Origin of the sequence: Protofrankia sp. Cr2 (genome assembly GCF_963555885.1) — a bacterium.
Classification (GTDB): Bacteria; Actinomycetota; Actinomycetes; order Frankiales; family Frankiaceae; genus Protofrankia.
In genome coordinates, this window is the sequence record NZ_CAUVXG010000068.1 from 1177 (window position 1) to 14033 (window position 12857).

General features: G+C 69.3%; 3 protein-coding genes. All 3 read right to left on the bottom strand.

What is annotated here, in order from left to right:
- A partial coding sequence (locus tag U9978_RS21240; RefSeq protein WP_416211076.1) for a lipase/acyltransferase domain-containing protein occupies positions 1 to 1091 on the bottom strand: 1091 nt, incomplete at its 3' end.
- A 27-nt stretch (positions 1092 to 1118) separates the two neighbouring features.
- Positions 1119 to 3695 carry a CHAT domain-containing tetratricopeptide repeat protein gene (locus tag U9978_RS21245; RefSeq protein WP_322762907.1) on the bottom strand — a complete coding sequence of 859 codons (2577 nt, stop codon included), beginning with the start codon at positions 3693 to 3695 and terminating at the stop codon, positions 1119 to 1121.
- Entirely contained in the window at positions 3688 to 12831 is a 9144-nt protein-coding gene (locus U9978_RS21250) for a neuraminidase-like domain-containing protein (protein WP_322762908.1), read from the bottom strand. Before U9978_RS21250 ends, U9978_RS21245 begins: the two co-directional genes overlap by 8 nt.
- Positions 12832 to 12857 lie beyond the last annotated feature (26 nt).

The following is a 12857-nucleotide window of genomic DNA, read 5'->3' on the forward strand; positions in this document are numbered from 1 at the left end:
GGCGCGCCTGCGCGGAATTTCTTCAGGTCGACGCTGGTCATCCAACCGCGGACCTGAGTGAGTACCGCGTCGGTGTTCTGCAGGCTGGCGTGCCGGGCAGGGGCGAACAGCGCGTTCCACTCGTTGTCCGCCTCCTGCGGAAAAGCGGCGACGCGCGGCACCGTGCCGTCCCCACCGAAGTCCGCGCCCTCGTAGGTGCGTAGCACGGTGAGCCGGTCACCCGACCACACCGCTGACTGGTCGGTCGGCTGCTCGATGCCGACCACCGGGCAGACGCGGTAGCCGTTCGTGCGGTAGTCATCGTCGTCGCCGTGGCGGCCGACGGCGTCCTCGATCTCCGCGTGGAACCGCCTCGCCGCGGCGACCTTGACCGGGTCGAGCCCGGGGACGAGCCCAGCCGCCTCGGTGAGCCTGACCAGGGTGCCGTCGCCACGGTCCAGGCAGGGGTAGATGGGCAGCAGTTGGTGCACCGACGTGAACGAGCGCATCAGGTCGGTGAGGTCGATGAGCCCGAACATCTTCGTGTAGCCGATGGCCAGGAAGCCGACCGCGTTGAGGGAACCGCGGTACGGCGTCCCGAACGTGATGAGCGTCCGGGTGTCCCGCCAGCCGTCGAGCGCCTCCAGGTAGTACCGCGCGACCAGACCGCCCATCGAATGAGCGACCAGGACGAGCTGCGCGTCCGGGTAGGTCGCCCGCCGCGCCGCCAGCCACCGCCGCGCCGACGACGCGAGCCGCCGCGCGGCCACCCGGTTGTCCCGGCGCCAGTCGTAGGGGAACTCGAAGTAGCTCTCCCCCGGTACGAGCCGCAGCCGTCGTCGCAGGTACTGCCCGACCGCGCCGTAGCCGTCGATCTTCCACAGGCCGGGGACGAGATGCGCGTCGGCGGCGAGCCGGGTCGCCCTCACCCCGTCACCGATGTCGTCGACCTCCCATGGATCGTCGACCAGCCGCAGGGCATCGATGCTTCGCCCGGCCGAGAACAGCGCCCGCAGTCCCGCCTCGGCGGTGAGACCGAAGACGTCACGGCCGTCCTTCTCCAGCACGCTCCCGGTGATGCCCGGGATGAGGACGTACACGTCGTGGCTCATGAGGCTGCCTTCCATTGCCGGGCGCTCTTACCGACACCCGTAGGCGGTCATGCCGGCCCACGACCACACCCGCTCGGGCAAGTCCGCGAGCATCTCCTGTTGTGCCGCCTGGTACGCCGCCAGCGGGGCTGTCCCCGCCAGCCGGTGCCGGTGCCAGGCGACCGTGAACGCGCGGGCCGCACCGTCGTCCGCCGGCGGCACGCTGACGAGCAGGAAGCGGGCGCCGGCCTCGAGGAACGACGCCGTCAGACCAAGCGCGTCGTCGCCGGCCAGCTCCAACTCGTGGCTCGCCTGCGGCCGCCAGCCGGTGCTGCAAGCGCTCAGTACGACCTCGGGGAACCGGCACGGGCGCGTCACCAGTTCGGCGGCGTCCACCGTGGACCCGGTCAGGATCAGCCCCGAGGCCAGTGGCTCGTCCGCGTCAAGGCTGCCGTGGCTGGCGACGTGCAGCACCGCGGTCGTGGCGTCCTCCCGCCCGGCCAGCTCCCAGAAGGCCGCCTCGGTCGCGTCCCCCCGAACCTTTGCAGGCGTGAGCACCCGCGACCCGTAGAGTGCCGCGACGTCGGCGAGCTCCGGCCCGGCCTGCCCGAGCGGCGGGTACCGCTTCAGTCCGCTGTAGTCCGGGTCACCCAGGAGTGCGACGTGGGGATCCACCAGCGGGTCGCCGTCCAGCAACGGCAATGCGGCCAGGTTGGGCAGGATGCCGACCGCTGTACGTTCGAACAACCGTTGCGCCCCGACCGTCATCGTGGCCCAGGGCAGCAGGTGCAGGATGCCGTGCGGGACGACGATCAGCGTCGCGGCGCCGGCCGCGCGGTCAGCCAGGGCCGGCGGGATCACGTCGGCCACCCCGAGACCGATCTCGCCGGAGAAGTCGAACAGCCACGGGTCCGGGCTGTGTGTCCGCAGGTTGCGCGTGTACGCCGACAACGCGGCCTCCACCGTCGCGTCGACGTCCCGTGTGGCGACGGCCACCCCGTCGGCGTCGAGCAGGCCTGCGACCACGTGCCCGGGACGGCGGAACAGCACCAACGCGGCCCTACCTCGTTCGCCGAGTCGGGCCGCGAGCGCCGCGACGTCCACGGGGGCGGGCTCGGTCATCGTCCGCCACCGGGGATCGCGGATGCGGATGCGTTCCAGGAGCATGTCGCGTTCGGCGAGCAGATCGTCACGTTCGCGCAGCGTCGCGGTGTTCGCAGTCTCGGCGTAGATCGCGAACGCGAGACCGTCCAGCCGGGTGGAGACCTCGTCGAAGCGCGCCTCGTCGTGGCCTCGGGCGGAGTTCGGCACCCGAGGGACGCTGAGCGTCGCCGACAGCGCCCGGGACTTGAGCAGCTCGACGAACCACACCGCCGCGGCAGCATCGCCGCGCCCGACCGCCAGGTCGATCGCGTCATGGAACATCGGGATCTTGTCGTGCAGGAACGTCGTGTCGAGCCGATAGCCCAGCGGGGCCATCCGCAGCCGGTCAGCCGCGGCGGCACCCCGCCGGTAGGCGGCGACGGCGTCCCCGCCCCGGCCGAGCGTCCGCAGGGCTCGGCCGCGCCGCCACTGCAGCTTCCACGCGACCTCCAGGTTCGGGTGGGTGTCCTGGTCCCGCAGGCCGTCGTCGACCTGAGCCAGCGCCTGCCCAGGCTGGTCGCGAACCAGCGACACCTCTGCCTGAACGACCCGCAACGCCGGTCGGCGGGGCCGGCCGATCGGCCGCTCGAAGTCCGGCGCGATGCGGGCGACAAGCGCCTCGGCGACGTCGAGCTCGCCGCGGGCGCACGCGATGGCGGCGAGGTGGAACTCGATCCCCGCGGTCACCTCAAGCCCGGCCGCAACGGGCAGCGCCTGCTCCAACAACCGCTTGGCCTCGTCGTAGTCGCCCAGCCACCGGTTGATCCGCCCCCGGGCCTGCAGAATCTCGAAGGCAGTCCTGGCCCGCATCATTCCGGCAAGCTGCGCCTCGGTGGACGCAGCCACATCCGCCAGGCTCAGAGACACATGCCTCAGGCTCAGGGACACGTCCGCCGGCGCGGACTGCACGTCGTCCGGCACCGATTCAAGGGTGGTCAGCGCGCGGTCGTAGTCGCCGAGCCACTCGTAGAGGTTGGCCAACTGCACCGCGGTCTGAGCCGCGGCGAGCGTCTCACCAGCGGTGACGAAGATGTCGTTGACCTGGTCGAGCATCATCAGGGCCTCGTGGAACCTGCCCGCTGTGGCGGCCTCCATCGCCCGATCGCGCGTCACCGCCGCGGCGGCAACCGGGTCGAGATAGCGCGCCGCCAACAGGTCGGCCTCGGCACGGCAGCTGCGCGCTCGGGCTGCGTCACCGGCCGCCTCGAGATGGTCGGCGTAGATCGACAACTGCTGGACCAGCGGCTCGGCGACCGACTCGAGCGACAAGAATCCCGCAGCATCGGCCACTACGCCAGCGAGGAACCGCCTGGCCAGTGCCAGGTAGTGCTCGTATGCCTCGTCCGGCGGCCGTTGCCCACCGAAGGCGAGCGCCATCAACGCCGCCGCCACCTCCGAATGCAGAGCGACCAATGCTTCGAGTGCCCGCAACTCCGTGAGGGCGTGATGCTTTGGTGGTGGCTGCGGGCCGTCCTCAGCCACTGCGCGGCCCGACAAGGTAGTGACACAGGAGCCAGACATCCTCGACAACGCCGAGCAGTGCGGGGTTCGCGGCCTTCAGGGTGAAGGTCGCGGTTTTCTGCGCCGGATTCCAGGTGAGATCCTCCCGGATGACGCTCAATACGTCATCGCGGCCTCCCCAGGACACCAATTGGGTGATCGCTGTCCCGTCGAGTTTGGCCTTGCGGAGTTCGGTAGCAACCCCGGCGAGCCCGCTGGACCCGCGGATGAATAGCTCCACCTCGTCGATGGTGATGTCGTGGCCGCGGAATATCAGCGGGAAGCGATCAGCCAGGTTCAGTTCGATGTCGCGTTCGCCGGTCGTGCTGACGAGGCGGTGCCATCCGGTGAACTCGTGGCGGAGGCTGAATAGCCGTGAGAAGCCGCCCGCGCCGTCGGTGGTCTGCATCGCTTTGTTGAGGTCACGCTGCAGGACCGCTTCTGCGGCGTCGGCGAGGCCTCGACCGCCGTCTCGGGCCGTGTAGGCCAGGTGCAGCACGACGTCGGCGATGGTGTTGTAGTCGAACGGGCGGAAGGCGCGAGGCAGTTCGATGCGCCATCGGGAGATCGCGCCGTGGCCTTCGAAGGGGGCGAGTCTCTCGTCTCGCAGTCCGGGCTCGAAGCGGCCGCTGTCGTGCTGGCCACTGCTGGTCACTATCGATTGCAAAGCGGGCTGGCTGTCGGTGAACCGGGGGTCATCCGTCGGTTGTCCGGACTGGTTGCTGTTGCGCGGGTAGCCAGCGCCGAGGCTGGGATTGGTGCGGATGGAGCTGCGTAGCAGCGTCAGGGTGCAGGGCACGCCAGTATACGGTCCGGTCACGCTCGGGATGGAGATGCTTACTTCCCGCAGCCGCCGCAGGTAGTGACCAACGTGGTGCAGGTCGAACACCGCTTCGGGCAGTTCCACCTCGCATTCGCCGGTCAGTTTCAGGCGTACCAGGGCACCGGGGTTGAGTTGGGTCAGCGCCACATGCTGGGTGAGTTCATGCTCGCGTTCGTCGCGGTCGAGGTAGGCGACCTCCATGCGCCTGACGTCCTGCGCCAGGCGATCGCCGGCGAGTAGCCCGCGCCGGAGGCCGTCCCAGTAGCCGAACCGGATGAAGCTGGCGTCGGGCGCGGCGAGCTCGAACCGGAATGCCTGCTCGGCGCGTTTGGCCACGTCGTGCGCGAGCTGGTAGGCGGCGACGTAGACGCCTGAGATCTCGCCGGCAAGCCATTCGAACAGCTCCGCGTTGGTGAACTTCTCGCGCATGTACGCATCGGTCTCGTGCGCGTCAGCGATCTGCCGGTCGTGGTTGCGCAGTTCCTGAACGGCGCTGGCGACACGGAAACCGCCGGCCACCATCTGCTTGGCGATCTGCTCCATCTCCGTGACGGCCGTCTGCGCCTGATGTAGCCAGTCCTCGGCGCGTCGCTGGTGGCCAGCGAGGATGGCGTGCAGGTTGGCACGGTACGCGTGCTCGTTCGCCTCGTAGTTGAACGTACTGCCTCGCAGGCGGGCCATCGTCGACAGCAGTGTTCCGCCGATCTGCGCCTGCACCACCGGGCTCGAGATGCCCTGCGCCCCGACGGTGATGTCCGGGACGAGGGCCAGCACCCGGGCGAGGTCCTCGTAGTCCATGGCTCGTAGCTGTTTCTCGTTGGAAACCTTGAGCTCGTCGAGCTGGCGCTTCTCGAAGCCGCTCATCGGCAGGCTGACCCGCTCCTCGGGGCCGGGCTCGCTGGGCAGCGCGACCACCCGCTCCAGGCTCGCGAGCGCGGCGCGGACCTCAGGTCCGACAACCTCGGCGAGCTGAAGAACGGCCTTGGCGGCCTGCACCGTCGGGCCGAGGCTCCCGGACAGGTCGACCAGCGCGCTGGACATACGTTCGACCAGATTGCCACCGGAACCGGTGGGAACGCCGATTGTCTCCATCGCCGACAGGAGGCTTGTGTAGTGCGTCACCCGCCCCTTCGCGAGTTCAAGGCCCTTGCCCAGTGCCTCCAGCGTGGCCTTGGCCTCCTCGACCTGCTGCTCGCGCACGGCGCGCGCGGCGTCGAGCATGCCGATCTCCTGCGTCGAGCGCAGCAGCGCCAGCCCTTCGGCGTCGCGGCGCTCCAGCGCCGACAGCAACGCGGCGCCGAGCGCCTTCACCTCGCCGCACAGTTCGGTCGCCTTCGCCGACCACACCCGGAAGCGGCGGCCGGGCTGCGGGGCGTTGGCCGCCGCGAGTACGGCGCCGATGTCGATGCCCGCGGCGACGGCCTGCACCAGCAGCCCGGGATCGATCGGCGGGTCGAACAGCGAAAGCTGGCGCACGACCCCATCGATGTTCATGCTGTTGCGAACCTTGAACAGGCGGTCCGCGACACGGTCCCAGTAGTCGAGCAGCTTGGGGTTGCGCGGGACGCCGAAGTACAGGGTGGGCGGCGTGGGCAGCGCTCCCGCGCCGGTGCCCGAACTGGTTCCGCTCCCGCCGGCGACGAGCCCTTCGACCTCGACGAGCGCGTTGGAAAACTCGTCCAGCTTGGGTTCAAGGGTCTTGTAGGTCTGAGTTCGGGGATGTACACGCGCCGGGATCAGCTCGGGGCGCAGTCCCAGGATCTGGTCGGCGAGGACGTATATCTGTGTCGCCTCGGCTACGGATTCCGGCGTATCCCGCCGAAAGAGCTGGTCTCCCCAGGCGATCAGGTTGTCGAGATAGGCCATGACCACGGCGCGCTGGTAGGCGCTGGTCCGCCACCGGGCGATGGCGTGTGGGTTGAATGGCGCGCGTCGCCAGGCGTCCACCTGGGCGACGATCTCCGCGTGCGGGCCGCCGGGCTTGCCCTTGTCGGCCAGCAGCCGTAGGAGGTCCTCGATCGGCGTGCCCTGTCCGGCGTCGTGGAAGGGCAGCGTCCGCCAGAACCGTCCCGGAGTCGGCCCGTCCGAGGCGTCGGTGGGGTCGAAGACGTAGTGGAACCAGCGCTGGGCCTCCTCGAAACGCTGGTTGCGGCTTAGTCGGGTGGCGATGAGAACGGGAACGTGGAAGAAGATCTCCCAGTTGTAGGCGGAGTACGCACCCTGGGCGTGGAAGTCCACGATTTCCCGCGGTGACGCGTCCATCGCCACGGCGGCAGGGTTGGGGTCCATCTCATTGCGGAAGACGGCACCGGCTTGGACGGTTTCCTCGCCGCCGGACGGCAGCCGGACCGTGCCGCTGTCGGCGAGTTGTTGGGTGGCGAGGGCAAGCAGCCCGGGGATGCCGTCGGTATTGAGAACCCTTGAGAAGTGCGTGATGTACGGGTGGAAGTGCGGTGTGAAAATCAACGGCTCAGGAAGCGCTGGATGGGGGGCAAGCTGTGCCGGTGGGTGCTCCGCGAAGTAGCTGCGCCCACGGTTTTCAAAGAAGAACGAGTCGTTGGAAAGCGCGGAGATGGACAGCGTTCCCTGACCGTTGATAACCATGTCCGGAGAAAATGGAAACAGGACGCGGAAACGGTTCGGTTCGCCAAACGGGTGCCGGTTCAGCACCGTGGTAAGCACGGGGGCAGACTCTCGGTCCGGCTTGCCATCCCGCACGGGTGCGACTTGGACCTGCAGCGGGTTCTGGCCGAATCCCGGCAGCTCGACAAGGGAGTTGGCCTGAAGCTCACTGAACGCCACCGGACCCTTGATCCACGGCGCTGGCCGGAACGTTATGGCGCCCTGCGACGCGAAGGTCATCCGCGCCTGGCCTGCGGCGAGCTGCGCGAACCGCCATGTGTAGACCACGAGGTTACCGCTGGAATCGGGATAGCCCATGGCGACCGTCAGGACATCCGGAGTGGTCTTCGGCGCCAGAACGACGGCGGGCGGCTTGGCTATTACGGCGCTCGACCCGATTCGCTGGGGCGTCCTGAGGAGCTGGGTCGCCTGCCAGCGGCCGTCGCGGCGCTCGCTCCAGGCCAGCTGCAACTCCCATCGCTTATCGGGCAACGCGGGGGTTTGCAGTTGGCCGGCCGCGGGTTCCTCCGCCACCTCGGCGAACTTGGCCCAGAACAGGAACAGGCGACCGTTCCATATGACCGGCAGGTAATGATCGCCTTCGATGTCGAGGTCGATGCGTTCCCACGCGGTCCATCGGAGCCTGTCGATCCGACAGCGGTAGTAGTGGACGTGCGGGGTGTTGAAGGTACGTCCGACGACGTGCAGCAGCTCCTGACCGTCGCTCCGCTGCGGGCAGGCGCCCGCGATCTCGAGGCGCCCGACCTGATCAAGCTTGTCCAAGTAGCCGCGAAACGCCCGCTCGGCGGTCTCCGCGCGCAGGTCGCTCTGCTGAAGTTCGCTCTCGAGGTCCATGAAGAACGGCGAACGGTCGTCCCGCAGTTCCGGTACGAGCCAGTTCTCCGGGTACAGGAAAACCTTGCGGTTGGCCTCCCATACTCGGTAGGTCTTCAGCCAGCGCCAGCGCTCGATCAGGATCGCGCTGGGCGCGACACCACCTCTCGGCGCGCCGAACACGTGGCACGCCGTGCCCTCGTCGGAATAGTTGAGGAATTCTCTCGCGTTGTCCCGCTCCGCCGGTGAGGTTGTGTGAAAGTGGTCGCCGATGACCTCGCTGAACATGCGAAACAACGGCGTTGTCACGCCGGGCACGGCGGCGGCGTATACGTAGCCGGCTACGCCTTCATCGACATAATGGTCGACGTTCAGTATAGAGTATCGCTCCGCGACCGAGATTGTATAGAAATGGTCGTCGGTGGTGCCGCTACGTAGCCGGAACAGCGATGTCGCACCGCTGCGGGCCTTTGCGAACACGTGACAGGCCACACCTTCGTCGGTCCAGCCGAGGACCTCCAGCGCGTGGTGCCGCTCCGTCGCCGAGGTGGTGTAAAAGTGGAAACCCGTCGGGCTGAGCAGGCGGAACAGCGGGGTGGTTTCGACAGTCTCGAGATTCATCTGGCATCGCTGGACGAACAGCTGTACCGCCGCGATGGCCTGGCGGATTCGCGAGGTGAGCATGGCCGGACCCATCTCGACGTCGATCAGATAGCGGCCGTACAGCTCGTTGGCGTCGCGGAGCCCGTCGCGGGCGACGAGGTGGGCGACCAGCGCGGCGCGCTGGCGTTCGCGCAGCACGTCGCGGATTGCCCGCTCGCGGCCGAGCCAGGTGGCCGGGTCGACCCTCGCCCGCATCGCCTCGCGCAGCCTCCGGGACGTGTCGGCGTCCATTTCGTCCCGTGCCAGGGCCCACCCATCGGGCGCGGACACGCCCAGCAGCCGGAGCGCCCGCAGGCACGCGATGAGGCGAGCCAACTTTTCCGGGTCGCGGTAGTCGCGGGGGACGCTCATGTTCAGGTGGGCGCCGTCGACGGCGTAGGCGAGATCGGCGCGATCGCAGCCGAGGACGGATGCGGCCGTTTCAAGGATCGGATGGATCTCGGCCGCGTCGTCAGCAGCGGCGAATATCGCGGCCAGCACGTCGGCGCCGGCGGGTAGGTCGTCGCGCAGGGCCGCCAACGACCGTAGCCGGCGCCAGCCGGCGTATGCGGCGCTCCCGCCGGTGGTCGGGTGCATGGGCAGCGCCGCGAGGAACGCCCAGTCAGCCGGCCCGAGCAGCGTCGTGATCTGCCGGCCCCCGATCCGCAGGTGCCCGAGCACCAGGGCGATTTTGTGCAGCAGTCCGAAGACCGCGAACTGTTCGGGAAAGGTGGCGGGCACGACGGGCACGCGTGGGCCGGTCTCAGCGAATGCCGGGTCGAGGAACGCGGACATGGCCGGCTCCCGCGGACGACCCGGCCTCGGGAGTCTGTGCAGGAGCACGTCGCGCGTGGTCTCGGCGTCCAGGCCGGTCGCCGAACCCAACCACTCGACGACGAGCGCCTCCCCCGCCCGCGTACGCAGGTGCGCTTGCAGGCGCGACATGACATGGGCGAATCGCTCGCCCGGCGTGCGGGCGTCATAGAAGAGCGCGTCGGCGTCACCCGGGGCGAGGAACTGATTGGCCGGATCGCTCTCCCGGTAACGGGCGGAGGCGGCGGAGAGCCCGTCAATGGCAGCCGTCCAGCCGTCGACCGACGTGAGCGTGCGTAGAAGGGCGCGGTCGATGTCTGTCAGCCAGCCGGTGAAGCAAAGCGCCATCAGATCCGGGGCGTAGTCGCACCGGGCGACAAGCGAAGGCGGTACGTCGAGAGCCACCGCCAGCGCCCGTATCGCCGCGACGAATGGGGCGTCACCCGGAGCCATCTCGACGAGGGTGTCGCCCTCGGCCGCCGACAGTAGACCCCTGAGCCGAAGCTTGCCGGTGCCCGCGTCGTAGCTCAGCCGGCTGGCGAGGCCATCCGGAAAGACAACCCCGGCCGGGAGGACAGCCAGATCAGCACTGAGCTCGAGCGGCACCCTGAAGGTCGGCAACACGAACGACTGCATGCGACCGCGGACGAAGTCGAGCCGGGCTGCCAGGCCTACCCGGGAGGCCGCGTACAGCTCGTTGACCGCGGTCTCATATGCGGCGTAGGCGGCCCCGGTCCGCTGAACCGGCAATGCCAGGAGCTCGTCGCGTTCGGCCTCGCGCAGAGCGCCGAGGCAGCTGAGGCTGCCACCTACCGAGTCGAAGGCCACCCGGGCGCGCAGCGGATCGGGCAGCGCGTCGGGGAACATCGTGGCGGGTGGAAGCGCGGCCAGCGCGACCTCGCTGCGCGGGTCCGCGTTCAGCACCGCGCCGCTGACCGCCTCCTCGACGAGCTCGGCGTTCCAGCCAAGACCGGCGAGCTGGACCCGCGTCCGTTCCCCGTGCGGATCGGGTTCCGCTCGCGTCTGGTCGGCGACGGCGCGCAGGCCGTTGCGCAGATCGCCGAGCGTCTGCGTCACCTGGGCAAGCGGCGGAGCGACCGGAACCGACGAGGAGGTCTGGTGACGCAGCAGATAGTCGAGCTCGGCGACGGTGAACCCGCCGTCGCGCAGGCGCCCCACCTCCTCGACGAATCGCAGGGTGGCGGTGGCGCCCGCCGCCGGTGTGGCAGCGCGCGGGAGCGGGTCGGAAACGGTGATCGCCATCAGGCGCAGATAGTCCGCGATCCCGAGGCGCAGGGCCCGCGCCAGTGACACCACGGCGTGCAGCCGGGAGAGATTGGCGAGTGTGAGCTCGTCCGGTACTCCGGCGGCAAGCAGGCGGGCGAGATCTGCCCCGTCTACCCCGAGCGCCGCGCAGATCTCTGGCCCGTTCGCGGTGATGGTCCGCTGCGGATGCGCCCCGTCCCAGGGTTCGGCCAGTTCGGTACGCGCCCCGTTCAGGGCCAGCCCGGAAGGCGTCGGACTGCCGGAGCGGCGCAGGAACACGGCGTCGTAGCTCGACGGCGTCGTCGATGCCGCATCGGTGCTCCGGTCGGCGTACGTCCAGGTGTCGAGCGGCGTCCACCAGCTCACCAGCAGAGCCACAGGGACGTTCAGCGTCGCCCTCAACCGCTCCACGATCGCCACCCACACCAGCAGGCCGTCAGTGAGGTCCGCCGCCGCGTACGCCGCGATCGCGCGGTCGACGTCCTGCATCGACCAGCCGAGCCGCCGCCAGAGGCGCACGAAGCGGTGCATGCGGTCGAGGTCCGAGCTCGTAACCCAGCGGAGGCTCATCGCGGTGAGGTCGCAACGGTCGCCCTCGATCGAGGGCACCGTGTTGTTCGGGTTGACGGTGGTCGGGTTGACGAAACGCAGTTCGACGAGCGCGAGGAGCTCGGCGAAGGTCAGCTCGGACTGCTGGAGCAGGACCGATACCCGGTCGCGCAGTACGGCGTACCAGACGCCGGAAACCGTAGCCCCGTCCCGCCTGTCGACGAGGCGGTGGACCTGCTCGTCAAGCCCCCACTGTGCCCATGGCGGGGCGGACGTGGCTTGCGTCATGATGTCGGCCTCGGCCTTGGAGAACCCAAGGCACTCGACGGCGATCCCCACGTCGGTGAGCCGCTCGCCGGGCAGCAGCGTCTCCATCAGCTGGTGCCGCGAGATGCCGAGTTGGCGCAGGTAGGCGCGCACTTCCTCGAGCGGCAGGTCGAACGGGAGACTCCACGGGTATGCCTCGCCAGCCAACTTGGCGTAGGCGGAGACGAGCACATGCTCGGGGCCGGCGGCGAGTTCCGGCTCGGTCCACGTCGTCTGTGGATACGACGCCCCCGCTGGCCGTGGGGTGACCGCGTTCTCCAGGATCTCGTTGACCAGGTCGATGTAGGGCAGACGCCGGTTGGTGTTCTCGCAGCTCAGCTCAATTTCGTCCAGGTCCGGGCGGCGTCGCGGGTCCAGGATGACGTCCTTGAGCGTCCCGCCTCCAGGAAGCGGTCGATCGGCCAGGAACTGCAGCAGGTCGACCAGGTAGGCAGCGGGGGCGGTGACCGAACGGCAGTCGTCGCACACGCAGAGGTCGAGGCTGCCGAACAGCGTCCGTAGGTCCGGGATACCTGTTGACGGGTCCGCGGCCGGGATGACGGCATCGGCGTGCGCGGGGAGAACGGGAAGGTCCGTGACGTTGAACCCCTTGCCGTACCGGACCAGCAACGCGAGTGCCAGGGCCGCGTTCTCCTGGGCTCGGGCGTAGACGGCACCTGCTTCTCCCGCCCCGCCGTCAAGCTTGCCGGCGACCGCCGCGACGAAGTCGCGCTGGCCCACCCGGGCGATCCGCTGCGCCGAGTCGAAGCCGGTCTCGCGAAGGACGCCCATGGTCCGGTGGCGCGGACCGTGGTCCGCCGGCGGTTCGCGCGGGACCAGCTTCGCGATCCGCTCGAGGCGATGCAACTCCCGTCCAAGCGCGGGCAGCTCGTCGTCGTCGATACCACCGAGCTCCGCGCCGCCACCCGCTGCGGTGAACGCCGCAACGGAAAGCTCGCCGAGCTCGAAACCCGGATTCTGGGAGAAGAAACGCGAGAGGACGGGCCTGAGCGCCTCCGGCGCGGGGAAATCTCCCCGCTCGATACGAGCAGCCAGCACGGCGGTGGGAAAGCGGGCCTCCACCGCTCGGGCGACTGTGCGGGCATACGCGGCGGTCCGCTCGTCATCGGTGTGGCCCGGCGTCGATGGCGGGGCGCCGACGAGGCGCACGACGTCCTCCCACTGCTCGGCCCCCAGGGCTGCCAGGCCCCGTGGGTGGCGCAGCGCCGCCTCCGCCTCGGCGCGAATCTGCAACTCGCGCACGAGGGGGAGGTGGCCGCCGGTGAGCG